The sequence below is a fragment of the Streptomyces sp. NPDC002754 genome, from assembly GCF_053592315.1.
This window is the reverse complement of sequence record NZ_JBSFVM010000002.1, coordinates 205669-230088: the sequence shown is the minus strand read 5'-3', so window position 1 is coordinate 230088 and position 24420 is coordinate 205669. Positions and strand designations below refer to the sequence as shown.

Annotated in this window: 26 protein-coding genes; 6 read left to right on the top strand and 20 right to left on the bottom strand. The window is 69.6% G+C overall.

What is annotated here, in order from left to right:
• Position 1: 1 nt before the first annotated feature.
• The 7 genes from ACWD2L_RS08395 to ACWD2L_RS08365 all read right to left on the bottom strand — a co-directional run bounded on the left by ACWD2L_RS08395 (position 2) and on the right by ACWD2L_RS08365 (position 5446).
• A complete protein-coding gene (locus ACWD2L_RS08395) occupies positions 2–952 on the bottom strand; it encodes a thymidylate synthase (protein ID WP_096624679.1) in 951 nt (316 codons plus the stop codon).
• Positions 949–2796, bottom strand: a complete 1848-nt coding sequence (locus ACWD2L_RS08390; RefSeq protein ID WP_451187909.1) for a hypothetical protein — start codon at positions 2794–2796, stop codon at positions 949–951. The genes ACWD2L_RS08395 and ACWD2L_RS08390 overlap by 4 nt, the downstream gene beginning before the upstream one ends.
• A complete protein-coding gene (locus ACWD2L_RS08385; protein ID WP_451187906.1) occupies positions 2793–3485 on the bottom strand; it encodes an HAD family hydrolase in 693 nt (230 codons plus the stop codon). Before ACWD2L_RS08385 ends, ACWD2L_RS08390 begins: the two co-directional genes overlap by 4 nt.
• Positions 3486–3516: 31 nt before the next feature.
• Complete coding sequence (locus ACWD2L_RS08380; RefSeq protein WP_451187904.1) at positions 3517–3999, bottom strand: DUF6082 family protein; 483 nt, start codon at positions 3997–3999, stop codon at positions 3517–3519.
• A gap of 94 nt (positions 4000–4093) precedes the next feature.
• On the bottom strand, positions 4094–4348 hold the full coding sequence (locus tag ACWD2L_RS08375) for a hypothetical protein (protein ID WP_200717937.1): 255 nt from the start codon (positions 4346–4348) through the stop codon (positions 4094–4096).
• A gap of 130 nt (positions 4349–4478) precedes the next feature.
• Positions 4479–5087 carry a hypothetical protein gene (locus ACWD2L_RS08370; protein ID WP_451187901.1) on the bottom strand — a complete coding sequence of 203 codons (609 nt, stop codon included), beginning with the start codon at positions 5085–5087 and terminating at the stop codon, positions 4479–4481.
• Positions 5045–5446, bottom strand: a complete 402-nt coding sequence (locus ACWD2L_RS08365; protein WP_224317235.1) for an ATP-binding protein — start codon at positions 5444–5446, stop codon at positions 5045–5047. The genes ACWD2L_RS08370 and ACWD2L_RS08365 overlap by 43 nt, the downstream gene beginning before the upstream one ends.
• A gap of 248 nt (positions 5447–5694) precedes the next feature.
• Here ACWD2L_RS08365 and ACWD2L_RS08360 point away from each other — a divergent pair, with 248 nt between their 5' ends.
• Positions 5695–6942, top strand: coding sequence for a helix-turn-helix domain-containing protein (locus ACWD2L_RS08360; protein ID WP_224317165.1), 1248 nt, complete (start codon positions 5695–5697; stop codon positions 6940–6942).
• A gap of 51 nt (positions 6943–6993) precedes the next feature.
• Here ACWD2L_RS08360 and cutA read toward each other — a convergent pair whose 3' ends face one another.
• On the bottom strand, positions 6994–7320 hold the full coding sequence (cutA, locus tag ACWD2L_RS08355) for a divalent-cation tolerance protein CutA (RefSeq protein WP_004921029.1): 327 nt from the start codon (positions 7318–7320) through the stop codon (positions 6994–6996).
• Positions 7321–7597: 277 nt separating this feature from the next.
• On the bottom strand, positions 7598–8278 hold the full coding sequence (locus ACWD2L_RS08350; protein WP_451187898.1) for a hypothetical protein: 681 nt from the start codon (positions 8276–8278) through the stop codon (positions 7598–7600).
• 273 nt (positions 8279–8551) lie between these two features.
• Here ACWD2L_RS08350 and ACWD2L_RS08345 point away from each other — a divergent pair, with 273 nt between their 5' ends.
• Both ACWD2L_RS08345 and ACWD2L_RS08340 read left to right on the top strand, forming a co-directional pair.
• Positions 8552–8818, top strand: a complete 267-nt coding sequence (locus ACWD2L_RS08345) for a helix-turn-helix transcriptional regulator (RefSeq protein WP_326591475.1) — start codon at positions 8552–8554, stop codon at positions 8816–8818.
• Positions 8819–8938: 120 nt separating this feature from the next.
• The gene (locus ACWD2L_RS08340) at positions 8939–10375 is read left to right on the top strand and encodes a tyrosine-type recombinase/integrase (RefSeq protein WP_451187894.1); all 1437 of its coding nucleotides are present in this window, start codon (positions 8939–8941) and stop codon (positions 10373–10375) included.
• 34 nt (positions 10376–10409) lie between these two features.
• Here the strand turns inward: ACWD2L_RS08340 and ACWD2L_RS08335 are convergent, their stop codons facing one another.
• Both ACWD2L_RS08335 and ACWD2L_RS08330 read right to left on the bottom strand, forming a co-directional pair.
• On the bottom strand, positions 10410–11078 hold the full coding sequence (locus ACWD2L_RS08335; protein WP_351335335.1) for a TMEM175 family protein: 669 nt from the start codon (positions 11076–11078) through the stop codon (positions 10410–10412).
• A 46-nt stretch (positions 11079–11124) separates the two neighbouring features.
• Complete coding sequence (locus ACWD2L_RS08330) at positions 11125–12105, bottom strand: L,D-transpeptidase (RefSeq protein ID WP_351335332.1); 981 nt, start codon at positions 12103–12105, stop codon at positions 11125–11127.
• Positions 12106–12357: 252 nt separating this feature from the next.
• Here ACWD2L_RS08330 and ACWD2L_RS08325 point away from each other — a divergent pair, with 252 nt between their 5' ends.
• A complete protein-coding gene (locus ACWD2L_RS08325; protein ID WP_351335454.1) occupies positions 12358–12912 on the top strand; it encodes a glycoside hydrolase family 25 protein in 555 nt (184 codons plus the stop codon).
• Positions 12913–12934: 22 nt separating this feature from the next.
• On the opposite strand, the gene ACWD2L_RS08320 is transcribed toward ACWD2L_RS08325, so the two are convergent.
• Together ACWD2L_RS08320 and ACWD2L_RS08315 are read right to left on the bottom strand one after the other, a co-directional pair.
• Positions 12935–13645 (bottom strand): NADPH-dependent F420 reductase, encoded by a 711-nt coding sequence (locus ACWD2L_RS08320; RefSeq protein ID WP_351335329.1) that lies wholly within the window; start codon positions 13643–13645, stop codon positions 12935–12937.
• Positions 13646–13731: 86 nt separating this feature from the next.
• Positions 13732–14421 (bottom strand): FadR/GntR family transcriptional regulator, encoded by a 690-nt coding sequence (locus tag ACWD2L_RS08315; RefSeq protein WP_351335326.1) that lies wholly within the window; start codon positions 14419–14421, stop codon positions 13732–13734.
• 189 nt (positions 14422–14610) lie between these two features.
• Here ACWD2L_RS08315 and leuA point away from each other — a divergent pair, with 189 nt between their 5' ends.
• The gene (gene leuA, locus ACWD2L_RS08310) at positions 14611–16305 is read left to right on the top strand and encodes a 2-isopropylmalate synthase (protein ID WP_451187889.1); all 1695 of its coding nucleotides are present in this window, start codon (positions 14611–14613) and stop codon (positions 16303–16305) included.
• A 49-nt stretch (positions 16306–16354) separates the two neighbouring features.
• Here the strand turns inward: leuA and ACWD2L_RS08305 are convergent, their stop codons facing one another.
• The 5 genes from ACWD2L_RS08305 to ACWD2L_RS08285 form a co-directional block, all read right to left on the bottom strand.
• Entirely contained in the window at positions 16355–16567 is a 213-nt protein-coding gene (locus tag ACWD2L_RS08305; RefSeq protein WP_351335321.1) for an EF-hand domain-containing protein, read from the bottom strand.
• A 46-nt stretch (positions 16568–16613) separates the two neighbouring features.
• Complete coding sequence (locus tag ACWD2L_RS08300) at positions 16614–17528, bottom strand: helix-turn-helix domain-containing protein (RefSeq protein ID WP_351335318.1); 915 nt, start codon at positions 17526–17528, stop codon at positions 16614–16616.
• 105 nt (positions 17529–17633) lie between these two features.
• On the bottom strand, positions 17634–18137 hold the full coding sequence (locus ACWD2L_RS08295; protein ID WP_351335315.1) for an ATP-binding protein: 504 nt from the start codon (positions 18135–18137) through the stop codon (positions 17634–17636).
• A gap of 272 nt (positions 18138–18409) precedes the next feature.
• Complete coding sequence (locus ACWD2L_RS08290; RefSeq protein ID WP_351335312.1) at positions 18410–19177, bottom strand: enoyl-CoA hydratase/isomerase family protein; 768 nt, start codon at positions 19175–19177, stop codon at positions 18410–18412.
• Between the two features lie 109 nt (positions 19178–19286).
• Positions 19287–20477 (bottom strand): L,D-transpeptidase, encoded by a 1191-nt coding sequence (locus ACWD2L_RS08285; RefSeq protein WP_351335310.1) that lies wholly within the window; start codon positions 20475–20477, stop codon positions 19287–19289.
• 300 nt (positions 20478–20777) lie between these two features.
• On the opposite strand from ACWD2L_RS08285, the gene glgX reads away from it, so the two are divergent.
• Positions 20778–23042, top strand: a complete 2265-nt coding sequence (gene glgX, locus ACWD2L_RS08280; protein WP_351335307.1) for a glycogen debranching protein GlgX — start codon at positions 20778–20780, stop codon at positions 23040–23042.
• Here the strand turns inward: glgX and ACWD2L_RS08275 are convergent.
• Together ACWD2L_RS08275 and ACWD2L_RS08270 are read right to left on the bottom strand one after the other, a co-directional pair.
• Positions 23032–23469, bottom strand: coding sequence for a VOC family protein (locus ACWD2L_RS08275; protein ID WP_351335304.1), 438 nt, complete (start codon positions 23467–23469; stop codon positions 23032–23034). The two genes, glgX and ACWD2L_RS08275, sit on opposite strands and share 11 nt — an antisense overlap.
• Positions 23466–24338: an AraC family transcriptional regulator gene (locus tag ACWD2L_RS08270; RefSeq protein WP_351335302.1), complete on the bottom strand. Its 873-nt coding sequence runs from the start codon at positions 24336–24338 to the stop codon at positions 23466–23468. Before ACWD2L_RS08270 ends, ACWD2L_RS08275 begins: the two co-directional genes overlap by 4 nt.
• Positions 24339–24420 lie beyond the last annotated feature (82 nt).

Below are 24420 nucleotides of genomic sequence, written 5' to 3'. Positions count from 1 at the left end.
GTCACCTTGCCCCTGCCGTCGCGGCGCGATTGGTCGAGCGCCGCTCCAGCTCTCCGTACCAGGCGGTGAGAGCTTGGCCGAGGGGCCCGTCGATCGTGTCGGCCGCCCGCCACGCCTGCTCGCGCTTGCCGTCCTTCCACAACCGGTAGCTGCGCAGCGTCTCGGCCATCGCGTCCCAGCCGGGGTGGCCGGTCACGTCACGGGCCTCGACCTGGTCGAGCAGGCCGTCGAAGCCGTTCCAGGGTGTTCGCAGGTCGGGCATGATCCCGCTCGCCGGGAGTGAGGTGAGCGTGTCGGCCTGTTCGATGTGCTCGTCGTAGATGTGCAGCGAGCCGATGTGCAGGTGAAACTCGCCGAGTTCGGCGTCGAGCCATCCGGCGACCAGCTCGTGCAGCACGGTGTAGAAGAACACGTCGTACGGCATGCCGATCCATACGTCCTGGCCGCGCATCATGGTCGCCATGTGCAGGCGGCCGGCGCGCAGGTGGAACCGGAACCCGAGGGTGCACGGCACGTCCTTGTGCCCTGCGGCGTCCTGGGCCGGGTCGTAGAGCTGGATCAGGGCTCGCCGGGAGTCGGGGTCGGCTTGGAGGATCTCGACGACGCGGGCGAGCTGGTCGACCTTGCCACCCCAGTTCCGCATCCTGGGGCCGTACGCCCCCAGGAGGACGCCTTCGTCGGCGAACTGCCGCAGCCGGTTGTTGTAGTCGAAGATCCACGGGGCGTCGGAGCCGGACAGGTGCCAGACCGTCTCGGCCACGGCGAAGGCCGGATTCACGATGCGGGCGGGCGGGGCGTAGAGCAGGCGGGCACGCGGCTGGGTGAGCAGCAGGTGCACATCGCGGACTTCGTGGGTGGCCATGCCCCGGGGGCTGATCTTCTCGCCGGACTTGGCCAGCGTGACGGCGCCGGAGAACAGCTCGGCGATGCTGTCGGCCGTGAGGGATGTCATCGGACGGATGCTCCTTCGTCCTTGGGCGACGCAGCGGCGCCCGGGTGGTGGTGGGTGGAGTCGTCGGCCCTCGGGCCGGAGGTGGCGCGGTCGGTGATGAGCCGGGCGATCCGAGTGGCGCTGTCGCCGCGCCACCGGCAGACCGCGTCCAGGGCCGCCCGCGGGATCGGCGCAGGGCCCGCGCGCAAGCCGGAGAGTGCTTCGGCGACCTCACCGGCGGCTTCGCACCGGGTCGCCAGTCCGTGACTGGTCAGGCCCAGGGTGCGTTCGCCCGGCGGGCCGATTTCGAGGACCGGGATGCCGAGCAGCGCGGCTTCGATCCCGCACGTCGAGTACGCGCTCGCCAGGAAGTCCGCGCCGGCGAGGCAGCCTCGGGCTCCGACTCGGGGATCGGCCACCGCGATGGGCGGCCCGGCGTTCCGCTTCACCAGAGCGGTGAAGGCGTCGGCTCCCTGCGCCGGGTGTGGAGCGATGACGAGCCCCCAGTCGCCGCCCGCCTCGGCGAGCCCGTCCAGGAGGAGGTCCGCGTGGGACTCGAGGTGATCGGGGTTGAAGGGCTGGCAGGCCCACACCGCGATCCGGGTCGGCGCGCGTCGGCCCCCCGGAGCGAGCAGGTTCTCCAGGTACCGCCGTTGTGTCTGGCGGCTCAGGCTGGTGAGGACGTCGAAGCGGGGCTGCCCGAGGACGTGCACCTCGGCCTCGGGGTGGCGCGCCCACCCTCGGCCCAGGGCAAGGTCCCGCTCGCCCATGACGATGATGTCGCGGCTGTGCAGGGCCGGCCAGGCGACCGATTCCGGCGTCCACGCCCCGTGCTGGACGTGCATCGAGTTCGCTCCGTGCCGCTCGGCGGCGTGCGCGGCCAGCACGCCCAGCGGGCTGGTGTCGTTGCTCAGCAGGACGGTGTGCGGCCGGGTGGTCGACAGGATGTCGTCGAGCCAGCTCTCCGCCCGCACCACCGTCCGCCACGACGGTTGGGTGCAGCCCCCGCTGGTCTCCAAGAGAACGGACAAGAGCCGTACGAGCCGGGCAAGTTGGATGCCGTGGCCTTCCACTTGAACGACGTGCTCGTCGTCGGGGCGGTGGAGGCCCTCGGCGGTGCCGGAGACGGTGAAGAGGTCACTCGGAGCCGCTCGCAGCTCGAAACCCATTGCCGGTCCCGCGCTGCATCGCTCGGCGGTCTCAGTGGCGAGGTCGAGCAGGAGGCTCCTCTGCCCGCCTCGCGCCAGCTCGGCGAGAACGGGGGTCAGCGTGGCGGCATGGCGGGAGGTCCACGACAGCGCCAGAACGTCCTGCCGTCCGAGATCCGAGGGGAGCGGACTCGGCTCCGTGTTCGCCGTACTCGTCCGGGCGCGGTTCCGGAGCTGGGCGGAGCGGGTCGGGTTGTGCGGTGCCGCAGCACCGAGCACGTACGCGACGCCGGACCATGTCACGGTGTAGGCCAGGTACTCCCGCGAGCTGCTCGAACGCAGTCCCACGAGACCTTCGTAGGGGGCCAGGATCAGGGGCCCTGGGGCGGAGGCGAACGGTACCCAGGAGTTCAGGGCCAGGAGCTTGCGCACGATCTCGGCGACGAAGCGTCGCACGGGGACGTGCTGAACGTGGAGCCAGTCGGCTCCGCCCGGGGTGGCGGCCCACTTGGCGCTGTAGCGGTCGACGGCCTCCATGACGTCTTCGACGCCGGAGCGCAGTAACTGCTTGTCGACGGCCGTCGCATCAAGCTCCGTCGTGTGGATGTGGTCGGTTCGCGCGTGCGCCAGGGCGCCGGTTCCGACAAGAGTCCACGTCGGCTTCCCGACGTTGGAGGAGCGGACCAGGCCGAGGCCACCAGTGGTGCGGGGGCTCACACCGTGCTCCCCTCGACGAGCTGCTTGGCGGGGAGGAGGCTCAGCAGTTCCCTGGGGGACGAGACCGTCTCCGGGGCGGGAGCCGTCGGCTGCCCGTAGCCCCACACAGCGTGCACATAAGGGACGCCGGCGCGTGCGGCCGACTCCTGGTCGACCGCCATGTCACCCACGTAGACGGCGGAGGCGGGGTCGACTCCCAGGTCGACCAGTGCCAGGAGGAGCGGGTCCGGGGCCGGCTTCGTCCGGCCCGCGCCGGCGGGCGTGCGGATGGTCGCGAAGGGACACCCGAGGCGCGCGAGGAGCGGGGCCGCCCGGTCGACGTGCTTGGACGTCACGACGCCCAGCCGCCAGTCGGCGGCCACGAAGGCGTGGAGCGTCTCGACGATGCCGGCGAACTCCTCCGCGAGGTGCGCGGTGGCCACGGACTCCGCCTCGTAGGTCCTACGGACCGCCTCGGCATCGGTCACGCCCAGGCGCTCCATGATGTCCCCGAACTCGCGACCCAGGTGGCGCTCGTAGTCACGGAACGGGAGCGCGATGCCATGGACCTCCTGGACCCTCTGCCACGCCCTCCGCATCACGGGACGCGTGTCGAGGAGGACCCCGTCGAGGTCGAGGAGAAGTGCGCGCGACCCGTGGTCGCTCGGCGCGGCCGGAGCGGGTGGCGATCCGCAAGCGGGAACGGTCATGATCGTCCTCTCGTCAGGGTGTCGTCGTGCCTCAGAGGGCCGAAGCCGGGGCAAGTTCCAGCTCGGGGTACTGGGCCGGACCGCCGGCCTCCTCGAACGCCGCGTCGAGCAGCGCCACGTGCAAGCGGTCCCATCGCCCTCGGGACTGCAGAGCACGCCCGTGGCGGGTCAGGGCCCACGCCTTGAGGGCCGTCGGGTCCTGCATGAAGTTCCGCGCGTTCTGCCGCAGGATGGCGGGGGTGAACACCCTGAGATTGAGGCCGGTGCGCCAGAACTCAAGCCACCACTGGCACATCAGGAGCGGACCCGATTCGTCGTCCTTGACGTGATCGGGGTGGTTGCGCACCCAGATCGGGTCCAAGTCCGGGTGCGTGGTGGCGACTTCGAGCATGCGGCCGTGAGCCTGGTGCACTGCCAACTCCAGGGACTGGCGGTGCTGCTGGCGGCGCTGGGCGATGTGCACCGCGGACGCGAGGGCGATGGTGGTGGCCAGAGCGAGAACGGGACGGTTCATCTGCGACCTTTACTCGGGGATGGATGGGGCGGTGCGGCAACCGGCGACGGCATCCGGGGCAGTGGTGGTCGCCGTCGTGCTCGCTTGAGGAGAGTCAGGCCGCGTCCGGCGGGCCGTCAGCCGAAGGCGAGGTCGATCCGTCCGGCACGGCCGGCAGGCGCGCGAGCCGGTGAAAGCGCGAGAGGTCGAAGCCACGCCCCTGAACCTCACCAGCGGGCACGGCGAAGAGGTCGATCCCCTCTTCGCTGGGTGCCGAAGGGGCGGCCTCCCTGATGGCGAGGAGCGCTTCGCCCTGCTCGCGGTGCGGCAGGAGGCGCGGTGCACGATCGATGTGTCCCTCGAAAGTCATGGTCAGCCCTCGGTCAGGTGTATTTGAAGGTGAAGACGAGCACGACGCTCACGGTGACGATCAGGGCGATCTGGGCGCTGATCTGCCGCCAGCCCCAGCCCTTCCTGTCCATCCAGCGCAGCGGACGCCTTCAAGTCGGCGCGACGGGCTCCTCGGAGATCACGAGGTGGAGAAACGCCCGGCAGTGCTCGCCCAGGTGTTTGATCACGGCGTGGTACTCGTCGTCATCGGAGCTGATGTTGTGCCGGTCGAGGACGAGCACGCCGTCGGCCAAGCCCTCTCGGAGCTGCCGCTCGGCTTCCCGCCAACCAGGTCGATCCCAAGGCGGCGTGTAGACGCCCTGGCTCGCACTGGATGCTGGGAAGTACGTCGTGGTCACCGGGACCGCCACATCGTGGAGACGGGCGGCGATCGCGTAACCGAGCTGGTCGGCCTCAGCCTGTAGCGTCCCCCAGTCCTCGTCAGGTCGGACCCTCGGACTCGGTACCAGGCTGTACGCCAGCACGCGCAGCGGCTGATCGGCCTGCGCGCCGACGGCCTGACGGTAGAAGTGCTGGCGTAAGCCTCGGAGTTGGCCAGCTCGGGACTGGCGCTTCACCGGGGCAGAGGTGCGAAACCAGCTCGGGTAGTCACGGCCAGCGGTCGGCGCCCCACCGCCCGTGTGCTTCTCTCGCCCCCGATCAAAAGCGGCGAGGCTCAACACGTCGGCTCCGTGCTTGACTGCGTTGTGCGGCGACATGGGGGTGCCTCCGTAAGAGTGGGGATGACCGCGTACGTCGTCCGGCCGCCGTCCGCGACGCCCCACCGAAGCGACAAGCAGGCGACAAGGTGCAGCCCTCGACCGCCGAGGCCGGCGGCGCTTGCACGTCGTCGCCTCGCCGGTGCCGTGCTGTCGTCGGTGACTCGGATTCGAAGCTCGTGCTCGTCGTGTCGCAGTCGCAGTCGGACGTCCCCGGAACCGTGGATGATCGCGTTGGACACCAACTCCGAGACGACCAGCCGGGCGTCCTCTGCCGGCGTCTCCGGCAACGACCAGTGCTTCAGCACGGTGGCCGTCGTTCGTCGCGCTTGAGCGACGTGCACATCTACCGGCTCCATGGCCATCTCGAAGACGTGAGAGGCCAGCGGACACCGAGCGGTCGAGGCGCCGACGGCGTGGGCGCCACCGTCGTCGCCCCGAGGTCGGGGCGGCGTTGCTGTCCGGTGCGTGGTCATGAGCACATCGCACCGTGGCTGCGCGATCCGGGACAGGGGAAACCGGAGGGGGGAAATCTTTGTCAAGGGGGGAAAACCAGGGGGGAGTTGAGGGGAGTATTGGCTTTCTCCCACGGATAGGGGTCAGACTCATGGCGGTGGATCCATTTGCCGAGTTGCTCCGTCACCTGCGGCGTAACGCGAATCGGACGCAGGACGAGCAGGCCGGTGCGATCAACGCCGCCTCCGGCCGGGCAACGGTGACCCGCCGGGAGGTGAACCGGTACGAGAACGGTGCGAACGTTCCGACAGACCACACCCTGGGGAACATCGCTTTGGCCTGTGGCGTCCCGCTGGAGCCGCTGCTGCGCGAGGCGAAAGCCGCCCGCGCCAGGCGGCGAGAGAAGAACAAGGCCGAGGCGGAGGACCTGGACGACGTGAAACGCCGAACGCTGCTGGGAGGCGCAGTCGTCGGTGCGGCTGCGGCTGCCGAGCCCTGGGGCCGACTGGCCTACGCACTCAGCAAGGGTTCCAAGATCGACCCTGAGTCCGCGGCGGTGCTTATTGATCATGCCGCCACGTTGCATGTGGACGAGCTGAACGAGAGTGCGCTCAGTCTGCAGTCCCGCGTCGAGGCGCACTTGGACGCGATCACCGCAGCCCTTCCCCGCGCCGGAGCCCACGAGCGAGCCCTGACCATCGCGGCCGGGGAGACTGCCGCTCTTGCTGGGTGGGTCGCCTGGGACCTCGGCCAGCAGGACAAGGCCACTTCCTATTACGGAGTGACCTCGGAGTGCGCGAAAAGGGCCGGACACCCTCCGCTGCGCGCTCTCGCTCTGGGCTACGCGAGCTACGGTGCCCCCAGCCCGGCGAAGGCGCTGGAGATGCTTTCGCAGGCAGCTCAGGACGTACGCGGACGGGGCAACGCAACCGCCGCAGCGTGGGCTCTGGGCCGGTACGCGGAGGAAGCCGCCCAGTCAGGCGATGACGCTGGCGCCCTTCGTGCTCTCGATCAGGCCAAGTTCGCTTATGACTTCGCCGACCATACGAGCGAGCAGGCGTGGGTCCGCTTCGTGACGCCGTACCGCATGGACTCGTTAACCCTCTCGGTCTATGGCGAACTCGCGCGTCAGGAGCTGACCGCCACGGCCGACTCCGCAGTCGAGCGCCTCGGCGGCGAACTACCCGAGTCCGGCGTGGTCGTCCTGGGTGACCTGGCGTCCGCCCTTCTGCGCGGCGGCGACATAGATCGCGGAGCCTACGTAGCGCACCAGTTCGCCGCAGCGGCGGAGTCGAAGCCCAACACCATGGGCCGGCAGCGGGCTCAGGCCATCGCTGCCGGGCTCCCCGACACTGAGCATGACCTGGCCAGCCACCTGCTGACGTTCGCGACGCTGTGAAGCGTCGAAGCGCACAGGCTCAGTGAGAGCAAGGCGCTGTAGTGGAGACCTCTACCCCGGGCGCGTCTCGTCGACGACCCAGGACAGGTACGCCTCCGACCCTCCGGTCACAGGCAGCGTGACCCACTGGGGGACGTCGTACGGGTGCCTCTCGTGCAGCCATGCCTCTAGCGCGGGGAGGCGATCCGACGACGTCATGTAGGAGATCCGCCACTCCTGAGCCGCCTCGACCTTCCCCTGCCACCAGTAGAAGGCGGTGATGGGCGCATCGATGTGGACGCCCGCCGCCAGTTTGCTCTCAACAGCGCCTCTGGCGAGGGTCTTCGCCTGCTCCTCGTCGTCACTCGTCGTCTGCGCGATCACGATCTCGGGGTCCATGCGGCTACCTCTCCAGCTCGGGTACCGCGACCCTACCCATGTGTTCGACGCAGGCCAGCGAGAGGGCCGGAGGCGGCCCGCAGGGTTCGGGCCGCCATGTTGTGGAACCGTCTGGCGCGCGGATCTGTACCAGGCCTGTGGGGTTCAGCGTCTCCCGCCGACGGCCCATGGAGAGCCGTTGAAGTTCCGCCGCCTTGTGGCTACCACAGGGCGCCCAATCGGTCCGGTCAAGGGGGCCCTTCAGCCGCGAGTGGGCGAGCCATACACGCCCGCGCCCTCACTTTTCGTACGGGGTCTCCGACCGAGATCCATCCAAGTCGGCGGCCTCTGCCTCAGTTATCTGTTCGGCAATCTCCCTGCGGATGGCCGCAGTGTCCGCGGGCGACCAAATGGAGCCGCTCCCGAAAGGCAGCACACGGTCATGGGGCTGGTAGAGCTCCTCGCTTTCCAGACCGCGGCAACAGGCACGGCACTTCCACGGACGGCGCAGAGTGATCCACTGTCTGAGCCCGCACCAGGGGCACAACACGAAGTACGCGCTGGGCCCGTAAGCGGCGGCCCAACTGGCATAGCCCGAACGGCTGCGAGCCACGTTGATGTCGCCATGGGTGCGTTCCGCGACCCAGCCAAGAAGAACCATCTCGCCACCGGGCCACGCACAGGCGCAGGGGCCGTCGCAGTGGCAGGCGCGCGCCTTGCCCAGCTCGACGGCCTTTTCCTTACGGGGAGTGGATGGTCCCTTGACCTCAAGCCATGTCCCGATCTCGGGCAGCCAGAAGTCCGGCAGGTAATGCGCCCCTGACGGCAGGGTAATTCGCTCAGGCTCGTACTGCCAGAGGATGCTGTGGGTGTCGAGGGTGCAGGCCCAGTCGGCTTCGAGCCGAGAACGGAAAGTGGTGCCGCTGTACTCCGTCGGTACGGCTTCGATGGGCTGGCCGTCTGTGGGGAGGTCCGTCACGGCGTCTCCGTTCCAGGTCAGTTATGCGCCGACCCACAGTTTGACCGCTACCCTCGCGCTTCATGAACCGGGCTGTCCGACGGGTGGCCAGTCCCGCTCTCGTTTGCAGACCCATGCCTCGGCCTTAGCGCAGCGGACAACCACCGTTAGCTGCTTCGGCATCGCAACATCCATTTCAGCAACGCCCTCTTTATCGCAAGAACCCGGTTCGTCCAACTCGGCCTTTCCCTGGAATCTCGTCCTGTCATCGCCCCACACGACAGGAGTCGACCCATGCCGGAACCGCGCGGAGCATCCCAGACCGCTTTCTTGACCCTCCCCAGTGCTGCCGAGTACCTCGGTATCTCACCCAACACGTTGTACGTCTGGCGACACCGCCGACAGGGGCCTCCCAGCTTCCGCATGGGACGGCGCGTGATGTACCGGATCACGGCGCTCGACGAGTGGGTCCGCGATCAGGAGCGAGCGGACTCCCGCTCCAACCGCGCCCTCGACCCGCTGAGCCGGAAGCCGCAACGGCGCTCGAAGGCCATGCAGTAGCGCGGTGGCTTACGCGTCCGGCCTCCCCGAGAAGAAGTTCTCCGCACAGGGATTGGATCGTGCCGCAGATCGCGTTAACACCGACCAGCTCATGATCACGCACCACTGGAGGGCCCCGTCATGGCGGGTTACATAGAAGACCGATGGCTGAAGAAGCGCCCCGACAAGCTGACCGGGAAGCGGGAGCGGACCGCGATCTACGGCACCGGGAAGCGCTACCGAGTGAAGGGGATTCCCGGCATCCAGGACCGGTCGTTCCACACCAGCGAGGACGCGAAGCAGTGGCTCGCCAGCGCCAAGACGGACTCCAGCCGTGGTGAGTTCGTCGATCCCCGCAAGGGCGAGATACTTGTCGCCGACTACATCGCCGAGTACTGGTGGGCGGGCCGCTCCGACGAACCCTCGACGGCGGACCCGATGCGCAGCCGCATCTGGAACCACATCATCCCGTTGGTGGGCGACTACGCCCTGCGTGAGATCGACGCGTCCGCTCTACGGACCTTCAAGGCAGCACTACTCACGAGGGTCGAAGAGTCGACGGCTGAGGTGATCTGGGGACACCTGTCCTCGATCCTCGGCAGCGCCGTCGACGACCAGCGTCTGCTGCGCAACCCGATGAAGGCGAAGAACAGCGTCAAGCCCCCACGAGCAATCGACAGCAAGGCCAAGGCGTGGTCACGTGAGGTCGTCGACGCCGTCCGCGCGGAGTTGCAGGACCGCTACCAGATCGCGGTCGATCTCGGCATCGGCCTCGGGCTGCGCCAAGGCGAAGCGTTCGGTCTCGCCGAAGAGGACTTCGACTTCGCGGCTGGAGTCGTCCACATCCGCCGCCAGCTCAGGTGGGACATCAAAGGCCGCCCCTACTTCTCGCTCCCCAAGGGGCGCAAGACCCGCGAGGTCCCCCTGCCGGCCAACCTCGCCCTCCGGGCCCGAGCTCACTTCCGCCGGTTCCCGTCGACTTCCTGCACGTTGCCCTGGCGGAACCCGGAGGCCCCGACCACCGCGCTCGAGGAGCGCCAGCGGAAGCCGATCACGGTCGAACTGATCCTCACCTCGTCGCACGGCAATCGCATCTACTACCGCACCTGGAACGACCGCAGCTGGAAGCGTGCGCTCGCCGCCGCCGGGCTGATCAAGCCCGTGGGCGAGAAGGTACGGCACGACGGCAACCGGGTTCGCCGGGTCCTGCTCTACGCCGCCCCACGCGAGGACATGTTCCACGTCCTCCGCCACACCTACGCGAGCGTGCAGCTGGAGGCCGGCGAGTCGGTCGTCAGCCTGTCCAAGTGGCTCGGGCACTCGACACCGAAGGTCACCCTCGACCACTACGCTCACTTCATGCCCGGTGCGGGGCAGCGAGGGATCGCCGCGATGGACGCCTGGCTGCGGGACCCCTCCCGTCCGAAAGTCCCTGAGAAGTCCCTGATGGCATGCAGGGCAGCTCATCTACCCCCGAACATGCAGGTCAAAGGCATAGTGCGACAGGGTGCGGACATGTCCGTCAAGTACAAGGAGACGGCGCGGGGCGGGCTCGCGGTGAACATCATCGAGTGCTGAACACGCAGGCCCCTGACTCAGCGGCCCTGCGTGTTCAGCGCGAGCGGCGCCAGGCGCCCAGGCGCTCCATCCACGGAGTGGAGGCGAGGAGTACCAGGCTGTAGTACTGCAGCGCGGGTACGGCGAGCGCGACCACGAGGGCCAGCACCAGCGCCATGATGTTGCGCACGGACTCGCCATAGGACCGGGCAACCAGGGCGCGGGACTTCTCCCCGTCGTCGGCGAGCAATTCGGAGTGCGCCTTCAGCACCCTCAGCATCGCCATGTGGCACACCATGCTCGCCAGGAGCGTGAGGTAGTAGAACGTGGCCGCGAACCGATCGCCCCCGAAGGACCCGATCATTTCGGTCGGCAGGGGCAGGACCACGATGCACAGCAGCCAGCCCATGTTCCACACCGACAGGGACCGGTTGAGCGAACCGACCACGGAGAACGCCCGGTGGTGGGCGAACCAGAACCTGGCCACCACGGCGAAGCTCAGCAGGAAGCTCCAGATCTGGTCGAGGTGGTCGAGGATGACGTCCCGGGCGTGCTCGTGCGCGGACGCGGCCTCGGGAACGAGGTCGACCAGAGGCAGCACCAGCAGAGTGAGGGAGATGGCGGTCACCGCGTCGGTGAACAGCAGTAGCCGTTCGCTCGGCAGGCCCGCCGCCTCCTTGCCGGTGGGCGCGGGGGCAGCGGGCTCGACATCGCTGGTGTTCACGAACGTACGTCTCCTTGGAAGTTGTGCTGAGCGTCATCATCGGTCGCTACAGGGTGGCGGACTTCCCCGCGCCCGACGCGCTCCCCGCGAGCCAGTCGTCCCAGCTCAGGTTGAAGGCCGCGTAGCCGTTGTCGGCGGGGGCCTTGGCGCGCGGTGAACCGGTGATGGTGACCGGGTCGCCCTGCTTCACCTGGTCGTAGAACCACTTGGCGTCGGACATCGACAGGTGGACGCAGCCGTGCGAGCCGCGGGCGCTGCCGCTGCCCGGGTTCGGGTCGCCGGTCGAGTAGTGGACGTACGTGCCGGACTGGGTGAGGTGGACGTCCCAGGGCAGCGTCAGGTCGTAATAGTTCGGGCTGCCCTTGTCGCAGCTGATGCCGACGCTGCAGGAGGTCATGTGGACCTTCTTCTGCTTGTCGATGACGGCCATCGTGCCGTTCCAGGTCGGGTACTCGGCGCTGCCCGCGTTGATCGACAGCGTGCGTACCGCCTTGCCGTTCTTCGTGACCTTCAGGGTGTGACCGGGGACGGAGACATCGGCACGCACGTCGTCCCCGACCGTGAACGTGTGGGTGTAACCGTGCACGCCGTAACGGCCGTTGCCGTTGCTGACGCCCTTCATGTCGGCGTCGACCTTCACCTTCGTACCGGAGGGCCAGTACGTCTTGGGGCGCCAGTCGGCGCGCTTGTCGCCGAACCAGTGCCAGGCGCCATCGACCGGCTGCGACGTGCTCACCTTCATGTGCTTCTCGACGGCTCCCCGCGCTTTCGCCGCCACCGGGTTGGTGAAGACCACCGAGACCGGCATGGCGACGCCGACCTTGGTGCCGGTCTGCGGAGTGATCGTATCCAGGAGCATCGGCGGGCCCTTGGGCTTCGCCGGTGACGGTTTGGCGCTCGCACTCGCCTTCCCCGACGGCTCCCCGCCCGCCTTGTCCGTGCCGCCACCGCCACAGGCGCTCGCGCCCACCAGCACCGCGACCGTCGCCAGCGCGACTCCTATGCCACTGCCCCTGCGCCGTTCCACCGACCTGCCCCACTCTCCGAGTCCGCCCTGCACAGCACGCCCCGAACGGGGCTCAGCTCCCTGTCAGACAGTCGCCGGGCCTCCGTCAGTTGCGTCCGCGCACGTAAAGCGAGTTCCAAGACTTTGGATGTCCGAAACGTCCGACTCTGTACGGTGACCGGCAGATCACTCTGCGCAAAGGGGGCCTCACGGCGGGCCGGATCAGGGACGATGAAGGTTCGACCTCGTCGCCCCACCGACCTGGAGGCCCGCATGATCCGTGGCATCGACGTCAGCTCGCACCAGTCCACGTTCGACACGGACGGCCTGTCGTTCGTCTTCATCAAGGCGACGGAGGGCCGTAGTTACGTCAACCCGCGCCTGGCCGCCCAGACGAAGCGGGCCCGCGACGCGCGCTGCGTCGTCGGCTTCTACCACTTCCTGTGGCCGGGGAACATCACGGCGCAGGCCGAGTACTTCGTGAGCAAGGCCCCCGAAAAGGTGGGGGACTTGCTGGCGGCGGACTGGGAGACGACCGGCGAGGGCACGCACGCGAGCAACGCGGAGAAGGACAAGTTCATCCGCGAGGTGAAGCGGCTGCGGCCCAATCATCGTGTCCTGTTGTACTCGAACAGGAATTTCTGGCTGAACATCGACACGACGTCCTACGCCGGCGACGGCCTCTGGATCGCCGACTACGTCAGCGCCGGCAAGCCCCGCATCAAGGCGGACTGGGCCATCCACCAGTACACGGACAGCCCACTCGACAAGAACGTCGCCGACTTCGACAGCAAGGACGCCCTGCACGAGTGGGCGGGCGGCGTCTGACGGGAGTTGACGCCCGCGACGGTCAGGCGCGCCACTCCGCCGCACGCTCCGGGGACGCCGCGTCCAGCGCCTTGCGCACCGCCGCCGCGTCGGACGCGAGGCCGTAGACCGGGGTGCCGGGCTGCTGGCGCCAGGATTCGTCCTGGCCGCCGGCGTCCACGGTGTCGAAGCCGATCTCGTCGAGGAGCGCCGCGACGACCTGCTTCGCGGCCGCGTCGTCGCTCGCGACGGGCAGGGAGACGCGCCGCGGGTCGCCGGACGGGCGGGGCTTGTCGAGGATGTCGTGGGCGTAGGTGCCGTTGAACGCCTTGACCACCTGGTGACCGAGTTGGCGCTCCGTCCAGCGGCTCTCGGTCAGTCCCTCGTCCTCGATTCCGGCGATCTTCCCGTCGCGCTGCTGCGGGTAATAGTTGCCGGTGTCGATGACGGCGACCTCGGAGGCCGCCGTGTCCAGGAGCCCCTTGGGCAGGTTCGGCACGGCCTTGAGCGGAATGGTGACGACCACGACCTTCGCGTCGCGGACCGCGTCCTCGATGGTGGCGGGGGTGGCACCGGTCTCCTCCGCGAGGGCGGTGAGGGTCTGGGGGCCGCGCGAGTTCGCCACGTGGACGTCGTGGCCGACGGCGGTGAGGCGCCGGGTGAGGTTTCCGCCGATGTTGCCCGCGCCGATGATGCCGATCTTCATGTCGAGCCTTGCCCTTCGGGATCGGGAGGTTTCGCGAGAAGCATGCACGTGCACAGGATGTGAACCGGGAGGACACACCCACTATTCCGATCCCCGGGTCGACCTCACCCTCACCCGTCGGCCCGTGACTCCCATTACCCCAACTTTCCCTGAATCGCCGCCAGTTCGTCCCGCGCCGCTCGCCCCGCCGCCTCGGCGTCCCCCGCCGCCACCGCCTCTACGAGCCCCGCGTGCGCCGCGTCGCCGTGGTCCTGTTCGGCTCCTCGTACGTCGACCAGGGCGAGGAGGTCGATCAGGGCCTGGCGCAGGGCCGGGGCGAACTCGGCGAAGAGGTCGGTGAGGACCGGGTTGCGGGCGGCCGCGACGATCGTGGCGTGCAGGGCGATGTCGGCGTCGACGAACGTGTCACCGGGACCACCCGCCGCTGCCCTGCGCGCGGCGAGCGCCGACCGCATCGCCGCGACATCCTCGTCCGTGCGTCGTTCGGCCGCCAGGCGCGCGGCCTGGATCTCCAGGAGCGTACGGACTTCGTAGACGTCGGCGACCGCCGCTCGGCGCAGGCGTGTCGGCCAGTCCTCGACCGGGCGCAGCGCCGTCACGAACACGCCCGCACCCTGCTTCGGCCGCAGCATCCCCTGGCCTGTGAGCGCGCGCACCGCCTCGCGGACCGTGGACCGGCCCACGCCGAGCTCCTTGGCGAGGGTGGTCTCGCCGGGCAGACGGGTGCCGATGGGCCAGTCGCCGTCGGCGATCTGTGCGCGGAGGCGCTCCGCGGCCTGTTCGACGAGGGGGCTGGGGCGGAGGGGGCCGGCCGGCGACGACACGGGATCACCAACTTGTCTGAGGTGTACTTGTCTGAGGACCTGAGGTGTGGCTAGTGTACTGGGCATGTTCCGCGGACTCCTTCTTCTCGGCTGCCGCGGCGGGGCCTGACGCGACCGGCACCCCGCCGCGGGGTGCCGTGCTGCCGGTCGGCCACCGCCACGACCGCACCGAGGAAGGCCTCAGCCGCCATGTACCGCTGGAATCCGCAGACCCCAGGCCCGATGCCGTACCACCGTTACCGGCCGCACCACGAGCGGGTCGCCAACGTCCCTCTCGCCGACCGGAGTTGGCCGTCGAAGGAGATCACCGCGGCGCCGCTGTGGGTGCCCGTCGATCTGCGGGACGGGAATCAGGCGCTCGCCGAGCCGATGGACACCGCCCGCAAGCACCGCTTCTTCGATCTGCTGGTCGGGATGGGCTTCAAGGAGATCGAGGTCGGCTACCCGTCGGCCAGCCGGACGGACTTCGACTTCGTGCGGCACATCGCCACCGAGGTCGAGCTGCCCGACGACGTCACCCCCGTCGTGTTCACCCCGGCCAAGCCGGATCTGATCGAGCGGACCTTCGCATCCATCGAGGGGCTGCCGCGCGCCGTAGTGCATCTGTACATCCCCACCTCCCCCACCTGGCGCGACGTCGTCCTCGGCATGACACGCGCCGAGATCCGGCGGACCGTACGCGAGGCCGCCGCCCACATGGCCCGCCTCGCCGACGCCCGCCCCGACGCGCACATCCGCTTCCAGTTCGCCCCGGAGACCTTCAACCTCACCGAGCCGGACTTCGCACTGGAGGTCTGCAACGGGCTGACCGAACTGTGGGACGCGAGTCCCGAGCGCCCGGTCACCCACAATCTGCCGACGACTGTCGAGATCTCGACGCCGAACGTGTACGCAGACCAGATCGAGTACATGCACCGGCACCTGTCCCGCCGCGAGTCCGTCATCCTCTCCGTGCACCCGCACAACGACCGCGGCACCGGCGTCGCCTGCGCCGAACTCGCCGTCCTGGCAGGTGCGCAGCGCGTGGAGGGCTGTCTGTTCGGCAACGGCGAGCGGACGGGGAACGTCGACCTCGTCACGCTCGCCATGAATCTGTACGCGCAGGGCGTCGACCCGATGATCGACTTCTCGGACATCGACGCGGTGCGCGAGACGGTCGAGTTCTGCAACCGGTTGCCGGTGCATCCACGGCATCCGTACGGCGGCGAACTCGTCTACACGGCCTTCTCCGGCACCCACCAGGACGCCATCTCCAAGGGTTTCGCGCATCGCGCCGCACATCCGGACGAGCCGTGGGACGTGCCGTACCTGCCGATCGACCCGGCCGATGTGGGACGTACGTACGAGGCCGTGATCCGCGTCAACTCGCAGTCGGGGAAGGGCGGGATGGCGTATCTGCTGAAGGAGCACCACGGCGTCGACCTGCCGCGGGCGCTGCGGCCCGAGTACGCGCGGCTCGTGCAGGAGGCCACCGACGACAGCGGCCGTGAGGCGACATCGGGCGAGCTGTACGCCCTGTTCCGCGCGGCGTATCTGGATGTCCCCGGCCCCGTGGCGCTCGCCGACGGCTGGTCGGTGCGGCAGGACGGCGCCGTGCACCACTTCGCGTGCACCCTCGAAGTCGACGGTCAGGTAAGGGAGTTGGAGGGCAAGGGCAACGGGCCGCTGGCGGCTTTCGCGGACGCGCTCGCGGCGGCAGGACGGGACGTGGACGTCCTGGATTTCGGCCAGCACGCGCTGGCGGCGGGCCGGGACGCCGAGACCGTCGCGTTCGCGCGACTCCGTGTGGACGGGGCGCCGGTGTGGGGCGCGGGCCGCGACACGTCCGTGCTGGCCGCTTCCGTACGGGCGGTGCTGTCGGCGGTGAACAGGGCCGGGGCGTGAGACACCGGTGGGGCGTGCGCCGTGCGCATGCCCCACCGGATCCGGATGCCTACTTGTTCAGGTTGGCCCAGAACTCGTCGAAGGACAGGACCTTGTCGCCGTTGGCGTCCTGTCGGGAGATGAGGGCCTCGGCCACGGAGTCCGTGACGTTGAAGTCGCCCATCTGCGCCATGGCGCTCTTGTACTCGGCCGCCGTGATGAAGCCGTCGCCGTCCGCGTCGAACCGCTCGAACGCCTTGCGTGCTTCCTCGATGTCCGCCACCGGGCCACCCCTCGATTTTCGTACTGTCGTGTTGACGGGGGTCAGATTACTTGGCGGTCCGCGCCCGCAGTGCGGCGAGTACCCAGGCGAACTCCTCGCGGTGCGGGTGCTCGGGGGCGCCGCCCTTCAGGACGCCGAGCAGTTCGCGGTAGCGGGCCACCTTGTCGTTCATCGTGGCGAGCAGCCGGTCGAGGACTGCGGAGCGGTCGGCGTCGCCGAGCAGGTCCTGGAGCACCTGCTCGGCGGCGGGCGACGCGGGGTCGGTGCCGTTGCGCACCGCGTCGCCCGCGAGTGCGACCAGCTTGCTCAGGAAATGCATGGAGGCGCCGGCCGCGGACTCGGGGGTGCGGTCCGCCGCGTTGTACTCGGTGGCCTGCCGCATGCGCGCCTTGAACGCCGGGTCCTGCAGCAGCTCGGCCAGCTCCACCCACGCGTCGACCTGCTCGGGCGTCGGGTCGTCCGGCAGACCGGCGCTCATCGCCCGCATCCGTTCCTGGACCGCCGGGTCGACGGTGTCCAGGCCGTGCAGCATCTCCTCGGCGAACTCGTCCATGATCCGCTTGCGCTCGGCGGCGGACTGTCGTGCCAGTTTGTTCATCAGGGCCATCTCCTCGGCGCTCGAGTTCCGTTTCGCGACCGTCGACAGCACCGCCCGGTTGAGCCGCAGCACCTGGATCTGCGCGTCGAGCGCCGTCACGTGCGCGGCGGCGACGGACGCGATGTCCCGCTCCCCGGAGAGGATCTTCCGTACGTCGTCCAGGCCGAGGCCCAGCTCGCGCAGGGTGCGGATCAGCTCCAGGCGGGCGACGGACTCGGCGTCGTAGAGCCGGTAGCCGCCCTCGCTGCGGGTCACGGGGTGCAGGACGCCCTCGTCGGACCAGAACCGGATGGTGCGCACCGTGAGGCCGGTGCGGCAGGCCAGCTGTCCGATCGTGAGCAGCTGTGGGCCGTCGTCGATCATGTCGAGGAGTCTGGGCCTTCCAGTGGGTGGAGACTCAAGCCGTCCGAGACTCAAGTCGTCTGAGACTCAAGCCACCCGGGACTCGAGCCACCCAGCGTACGAAGGTCAGCGGTCGGCGACGCGCATTTCGAACCAGGTCGTCTTGCCGCGCGGCAGCAGGTCGACGCCCCAGCGGTCGGAGAGCTTGTCGACGAGGAAGAGGCCGCGGCCCGAGATGTCCATCGCCTGCACCGGCATCAGGCAGGGCAGTCCGCGGGACGGGTCGCGAACCTCGACGCGGATCCAGCCGCGGCGGCGCAGCATGCGCAGGCCGAAGTGGCGGGCCCCGGTGTGCCGCACCGCGTTGCCGACCAGCTCGGAGACGAGCAGGACGCCGTCCTCGGTCATCTTCGGGGAGAGACCCCAGTGGCGCAGGACGACGACCTGCGTGAGCCGCCTCGCGGTCGCGGCCGACTCGGGGCGCGACGGCAGCGACACCTCCGCCTCGGCCGGGTTCCCGAACAACTCCAGTGCCCTCAGGGCGTGTTCGTCCTCGACCGCGGGAGACCAGCGCGCCGCGGTCGCACTTGCGTGCCGCCGCGGTTGTTCCACACCCTCAAGCCCCGCCATGCCTCCATGATGGGGCCATGGCGGCCCCCGCGGGGTCGTTCCGACGGAATAGGCCCCCCGGAACGCTTCGTTCCGGAGGGCCGTTCAGTCATATGCCGTTGGCAGTACAGGGCTGTTCGCACCCCGCGTGAGCTGCGACAACCCACCGTACGTACGCTGCCGTTGATCGTCTTCGGCCGAATTCGCTTAAGGTTCTCTTAAGGCTCGGATAATGCTCCCCGAACGAGCGAACTGATCAACTCGGCTTGCCCGCACGGCACTTGGGGGCGGCGTCAGGCGAACTTCGCCTTCCCGGGGCCCTCCTCCACGAAGCTGCGCATCCCGGTCTCCCGGTCCTCCGTGGCGAACAGGCCTGCGAACCAGTTGCGTTCGATGGCCAGGCCCGTGTCCAGGTCCGCCTCCAGGCCCGTGTCGATCGACTCCTTCGCCGCCCGCAGTGCGATCGCGGGGCCCTTGGCGAGCTGCCCGGCCCAGGCGTTCGCGGCGTCGAAGACCTCGGCCGCGGGGACCACCCGGTCGACGAGCCCGAGGGTGAGCGCCTCCTCCGCCTTCACCTGGCGGCCCGTGAAGATCAGGTCCTTGGCCTTGGACGGGCCGACGAGGCGGGACAGGCGCTGGGTGCCGCCCGCGCCGGGGATCAGGCCGAGCAGGATCTCGGGCTGCCCGAACTTCGCGTTGTCGGCGGCGATGCGGAAGTCGGCGCACAGGGCCAGTTCGCAGCCGCCGCCCAGTGCGTAGCCGGTGACGGCGGCGACGACCGGCTTCGGGATGCGGGCGACCGCGGTGAACGCGTCCTGGAGGCCGCGGGAGCGCGCGACCATCGCCGCGTGGTCCATGTCGCGCATCTCCTTGATGTCCGCGCCGGCCGCGAACACCTTTTCGCTGCCGCGGAGGACCACGGCCCGGATGTCGGTGCGGGTCGTGGCCTCTTCGGCGAGTTGCTTGATGCGGTCCTGGGTGGCTACGTCCAGGGCGTTCATCGGGGGGCGGTCCAGGCGGATGGTGCCCACGCCGGCGGCTACTTCGAGGTGAACGGTCATGCGGCGCAGCGTACCCAGTTGATCGTTGCGGGCCACCGTCCACCAAGCCTCTCCGGCGTTTGAGGAGCGGGGTCCGGGGCAGAGCCCCGAACGGCAACCACGGTGCTGGTCACTTCTTCCAGTCCGCCCAGGACATGTTCCAGCCGTTCAGGCCGTTCGCCGAGTCGACCGTCTTGTCGTGGGAGTTCTTGACCACGACCACGTCACCCGTCATCGACTCGTTGAAGAACCAGGCCGCCGGGACCTTCTTGTCGTAGCCGCCGCGGACGTCGCGCAGCCCGATGCAGCCGTGGCTGGAGTTGACGTTGCCGAAGGTGCCGCCGCCCCAGTAGTTGCCGTGGATGAACGTGCCGGAGTCGGTCAGACGCTGGGCGTGCGGGACGTCCTTGATGTCGTACTCGCCGCCGTAGCCGACCGTCTCGCCGTTCATGCGGGTCACGCGCAGGCTCTCGCTGATGACCATCTTGCCGTTCCACGTCTCGTAGCCCGGCTTGCCCGTGGTGACCGGGATCTTCTTGATGGTCTTGCCGTCGCGCTCGACCGTCATCGTGTGCGTCTTGGCGTCGACCGTGGAGATCTGGCTGCGGCCGACGGTGAACTTCACCGTCTTGGCCTGCTTGCCGTAGACGCCGGGGCGGCCCTCGACGCCGTCGAGGTTCATCTTGACGGTGACCTTCGTGCCGCTCGCCCAGTACTCCTCGGGCCGGAAGTCGATGCGGTCGTTGCCGAACCAGTGGCCCTCGACGGGGACATCGGGCTCGGCCTTGACCGAAATCGCCTTCTCGACGTCCTCGGGGTGGGTGATGCCGCGCGAGAAGCGGATCGAGAACGGCATGCCGACGCCGACCTTCGAGCCGTCCTCCGGGGTGAACGTGCCGATGAACGTGTTCTTCGGCGTGAGCGTGGTGAACGTGGAGTCCTTGGCGGCCTCGCGGCCCGCCTTGTCCTTGGCGATCGCGTGCACCTTGTACTCGGTCGACGCGGCGAGGTGCCGCGCCGGGGTCCAGCTCCGGCCGCCGCCGGTGATCGCGCCCTGCACCTCGTTGCCCTTGGTGTCGGCGACCTTCACCTCGGTCAGCTTCCCCTTGTCCGCGGTGACCTTCAGGGCCCCGCTGGTCGCGACCCCGTCCGCGCCGTTCTTCGGCTTCACCTTCAGCACGGCCTGCGACTCCTTGTGAGCCGCGGCCGCCTTGCCGGAACTCCCCTTGTCGTCGCCGGAGCCCCCGCCGCCACCGCAAGCGGTGACAAGGAAGAGTGCCGCCCCCAGCAGAACCGTGGATATCGGTCGTCGCCCGTTCAAAATTCTTCTCCCCTCGCACGGCCTTGCCCCAAGGCCCGCACTACCGCGCCTTCGCGCGCACGCATTGCGAAAGGTAACCACACGACCTGGGGAAACGGATCCCCAGGGATGTCACCGTTCCGTCCCAACAGTGGGGAGGATGCCCCGGTTTCGGCCAGCACGTAACCCCTCCCGATCCGCCGGGGAAACGTGAGTGCGAGCGAAGCTCTGGGCAGAACAGGGAGAGGAAGCAGGGGGAGCGCGGCCGGGACGCCGCACGCCCCGCTGCCCAGGAGCCGTGGAGCCGCGGGAGGCCGTCAGGTGTCGAGCGCACCCGAGCAGGAGGCAGTTCAGAGCGCGCCGCGCGCGGGCAACGGCAGAGCGCTGCCGGCCCCGCTCCCCGGCCGCGAACGGGAGCGCGTGTCCCCACTGGAGCCGGTGTGGCCGGGCACGCCCGTGCCGCTCGGCGCCCGCTTCCGGGTCGGGCCGGACGGGGTCGCGGGCACCAACTTCGCCCTGTGGGCGGGTGGCGCCGACTCCGTCGAGCTGTGCCTGTTCGACGAGGAGGGACGTGAACGCCGGGCCGCGCTCACCGAGTTGACGCACGAGATCTGGCACGGCTTCGTACCGGGAGTGCTTCCGGGGCAGCGCTACGGGTTCCGGGTGCACGGCCGCTGGGACCCGTGGACGGGTGCCCGCTGGAACCCGGCGAAGCTGCTCCTCGACCCGTACGCACGGGCGGTGGACGGCGAGTTCGGCCTGCCGCCCGAGGTCTACGGGCACGTACGGGACTGGCCCGAACAGCACGTCGCCGACACGGTGCGCGACGACCGGGACTCGGCGCCGTACGTACCGAAGGGCGTGGTCGTGCACGACGACGCGTCCGGCGACGAGTGGGTGGACGACCGGCGGCCGAAGACGCCCTGGGCGGACTCGGTGATCTACGAGCTGCACATGCGCGGCTTCACCCGTCAACACCCGGGTATTCCGGAGGAGTTGAGGGGTACGTATGCGGGGCTCGCGCACCCGGCGGCGATCGAACATCTGGTGCGGCTGGGCGTGACGGCGGTGGAGCTGCTGCCGGTGCACCAGTTCGCGCACGAGGACCATCTGCTGCGGCGGGGGATGAGGAACTACTGGGGCTACAACTCCATCGGCTATTTCGCCCCGCACGCGGGATACGCGGCGTCCGGCACGGCCGGGCAGCAGGTCGGCGAGTTCAAGCGGATGGTGCGGGCGCTGCACGACGCGGGGATCGAGGTAATCCTCGACGTCGTCTACAACCACACGGCGGAGGCGGGCGAGCTGGGCCCGATGCTGTCCCTGAAGGGCATCGACAACCGCGGCTACTACCGCCTCCAGGACGACGCGCGCCGCTACGCCGACTACACGGGCTGCGGCAACACGCTGCACGTGGTGCAGCCGCAGGTGCTCAGGCTGATCACGGACTCGCTCAGGTACTGGGTCACGGAGATGGGGGTCGACGGGTTCAGGTTCGATCTCGCCGCGGCGCTCGCCCGCTCCATGCACGACGTCGACATGCTCTCCCCGTTCCTCGCGGTCATCGCGCAGGACCCGGTGCTGCGCCGGGTGAAGCTGATCGCGGAGCCGTGGGACGTGGGCTCGGGCGGCTACCAGGTCGGCTCCTTCCCGCCGCTGTGGACGGAGTGGAACGACCGCTACCGCGACGCCGTGCGCGACTTCTGGCGCGGCGCGCTGCCCGACGTACGGGACCTCGGGTACCGGCTCTCCGGTTCGAGCGACCTGTACGCGTGGGGCGGGCGCCGGCCGTACGCCTCGGTCAACTTCGTCACCGCCCACGACGGCCTCACGCTGCGCGACCTCGTCTCGTACGAACGCAAGCACAACGAGGCGAACGGGGAGGGCAACCGGGACGGCACGCACGACAACCGGTCCTGGAACTGCGGCGTCGAGGGCGAGACCGACGACGAGGGCGTACGGGCCCTGCGCAGACGGCAGTTGCGGAACCTCTTGACGACGCTGCTGCTGTCGACCGGAGTGCCGATGCTGGTGGCGGGCGACGAGTTCGGGCGCACGCAGCGCGGCAACAACAACGCGTACTGCCAGGACAACGAGATCAGCTGGCTGGACTGGTCCCTCCTCGACGACCCCGGCTGCCGTGAGCTGTTCGCGCTCACCGCACGGCTCGTCGCGCTGCGGCACGCGCACCCCGTGCTGCGGCGCCGCGCCTTCTTCTCCGGCCGCGCGCACTCGGTGGACGGGCTGCGGGACCTGGCGTGGTTCACCTCGCGCGGCACCGAGATGACGGAGGGCGACTGGTACGCGCCCGCCGGCACGGTCGGCATGTATCTGTCGGGGCGCGACATCCCCGGCCGCGACGCGCGTGGCGAGCCGGTGCGCGACGACAGCTTCCTTGCGATCCTGCACGCGGGCGACCGGGCCGAGAGCTTCGTGCTGCCGGGCGAGCCCTGGGCCCGTTCGTACGAGGTGGTGGTGGACACCGGCGAGGAGGAACAGGGCGTGGCGCCGGCCGTGCCGCACGAGGCCGGCGCCACGATCACGGTGGAGGCGAGGACCGTGCTGCTCCTGAAGGTCAGGCCGTAGGCCTGGGCTCGCCCGCGTACGTGCCGAAGGACCACATGTTGCCCTCGGGGTCGGTGATCGCGAACTCGCGGCTGCCGTACGGCTGGTCCTCGATCTCGCGGAGGATCTTGACGCCCGCGTCGACGAGGCGGGCGTACAGCTCGTCGACCCGGGTGGTCACGACGTAGCCGCCGAAGCTGCCCGGCTTGACGCACCAGGTGCCGGGCTCGGCGTCCGGCTTGTGGGAGCCGAGCATGATCCCGCCGCCCTCGGGCCAGTCGAGCTGGGCGTGGGCGACGCGGTCGCCGTCCTCGTAGACGGCGGTGCGCAGGAAGCCGACGGTGTCGACGAGGAAGTCGATGAGCGCGGGCGCGTCGTTCGCCTGGAGAGTGGGCCAGACGGCGGGCTCGCGGGAGGGCTTGGGCTGGGTGCTCTGTGTGGTGTTCATGGCTCCGAGTCTTCGCCGTTGTGGTGTCCCCCGGCTTGGATGTTCCGGCACTCCTCGGCGAGCCAGCCGGTCGGGCTCAGGCCCGTGTACTGGCGGAAGTCGCGGACCAGGTGCGAGTGGTCGCAGTAGCCGTGCTCGGCGGCGACGCGGGACAGGTCCGGCGGGGCGCCCGCCGCCACCGCGCGGACGACGGCCGCCTTCGCGTGCTGGAAGCGCATCAGGCGGGCGGCCTGCTTGGGGCTCAGGCCCGTCTCGGCGCGGAACAGGGTGGTGAGGCGGCGTTCGCTGAGGGCGACGTGCGCGGCGAGCCCCTTCAGCGTGCCCGCGCCGCGGTGCCGGGCGAGCCACGTCCACGCCTCGGCGACCTCGGGGCGTACGCCGGCCAGCGGGTCGTCGGCCGTCCGCGTCGCCACGTAGTCGGCGACGAGGTCGAACCGAGCCCGCCAGTCGTCGAGCCCGGCCAGCTCCTCCCGTACGAGGGCCGCCGTCCGGCCGAGCACGTCCGTGCCCTCGATCGCGACGGGCCCGGCGAGCTCGGCGGCCGGCGCCCCGAGCAGCGCGCGGGCCGCGAGGGGGTGCACCGCGAGCTGGATGCCGGCCTCGGACCCGGACTGGGCGATGAACTCGGGGTGCTGGTGCAGCCCGCCCACGACGATGTCCGTGCGGACCGCGTCGGGGCCCATGGCCTCCTCGGGGGTGTGGCCGCCGACGACCGGCTCGTCGAGGGTGAAGATCACCGTGAGGTACGGGGAGGGCAGGCCGCGGTGGAGCGCGGGAGGCAGGCCTCGCGTGCGGTAGCCGACCGCCGAGACGATCGGGCCGCCGGGCCGTGGCGTCGCGCGCACGAACTCCTGGGAGCCGGTGCTCATGACGTCCAGTATGCGACGCGGCACGGACTCGTGCCGGACGCCTGGCGGCTACCCGCACCCGCCGCGTACATGCCGTTCACGG

What these genes read in the sequence shown, in the direction of transcription:
- ACWD2L_RS08395 (WP_096624679.1), bottom strand. Translation starts at nt 952, where the DNA reads ATGACATCCCTCACGGCCGACAGCATCGCCGAGCTGTTCTCCGGCGCC.
- ACWD2L_RS08385 (WP_451187906.1), bottom strand. Translation starts at nt 3,485, where the DNA reads ATGACCGTTCCCGCTTGCGGATCGCCACCCGCTCCGGCCGCGCCGAGC.
- ACWD2L_RS08380 (WP_451187904.1), bottom strand. Translation starts at nt 3,999, where the DNA reads ATGAACCGTCCCGTTCTCGCTCTGGCCACCACCATCGCCCTCGCGTCC.
- ACWD2L_RS08375 (WP_200717937.1), bottom strand. Translation starts at nt 4,348, where the DNA reads ATGACTTTCGAGGGACACATCGATCGTGCACCGCGCCTCCTGCCGCAC.
- ACWD2L_RS08370 (WP_451187901.1), bottom strand. Translation starts at nt 5,087, where the DNA reads ATGTCGCCGCACAACGCAGTCAAGCACGGAGCCGACGTGTTGAGCCTC.
- ACWD2L_RS08365 (WP_224317235.1), bottom strand. Translation starts at nt 5,446, where the DNA reads ATGGAGCCGGTAGATGTGCACGTCGCTCAAGCGCGACGAACGACGGCC.
- ACWD2L_RS08360 (WP_224317165.1), top strand. Translation starts at nt 5,695, where the DNA reads ATGGCGGTGGATCCATTTGCCGAGTTGCTCCGTCACCTGCGGCGTAAC.
- cutA (WP_004921029.1), bottom strand. Translation starts at nt 7,320, where the DNA reads ATGGACCCCGAGATCGTGATCGCGCAGACGACGAGTGACGACGAGGAG.
- ACWD2L_RS08345 (WP_326591475.1), top strand. Translation starts at nt 8,552, where the DNA reads ATGCCGGAACCGCGCGGAGCATCCCAGACCGCTTTCTTGACCCTCCCC.
- ACWD2L_RS08340 (WP_451187894.1), top strand. Translation starts at nt 8,939, where the DNA reads ATGGCGGGTTACATAGAAGACCGATGGCTGAAGAAGCGCCCCGACAAG.
- ACWD2L_RS08325 (WP_351335454.1), top strand. Translation starts at nt 12,358, where the DNA reads ATGATCCGTGGCATCGACGTCAGCTCGCACCAGTCCACGTTCGACACG.
- leuA (WP_451187889.1), top strand. Translation starts at nt 14,611, where the DNA reads ATGTACCGCTGGAATCCGCAGACCCCAGGCCCGATGCCGTACCACCGT.
- ACWD2L_RS08300 (WP_351335318.1), bottom strand. Translation starts at nt 17,528, where the DNA reads ATGATCGACGACGGCCCACAGCTGCTCACGATCGGACAGCTGGCCTGC.
- ACWD2L_RS08295 (WP_351335315.1), bottom strand. Translation starts at nt 18,137, where the DNA reads ATGGCGGGGCTTGAGGGTGTGGAACAACCGCGGCGGCACGCAAGTGCG.
- ACWD2L_RS08290 (WP_351335312.1), bottom strand. Translation starts at nt 19,177, where the DNA reads ATGACCGTTCACCTCGAAGTAGCCGCCGGCGTGGGCACCATCCGCCTG.
- ACWD2L_RS08275 (WP_351335304.1), bottom strand. Translation starts at nt 23,469, where the DNA reads ATGAACACCACACAGAGCACCCAGCCCAAGCCCTCCCGCGAGCCCGCC.
- ACWD2L_RS08270 (WP_351335302.1), bottom strand. Translation starts at nt 24,338, where the DNA reads ATGAGCACCGGCTCCCAGGAGTTCGTGCGCGCGACGCCACGGCCCGGC.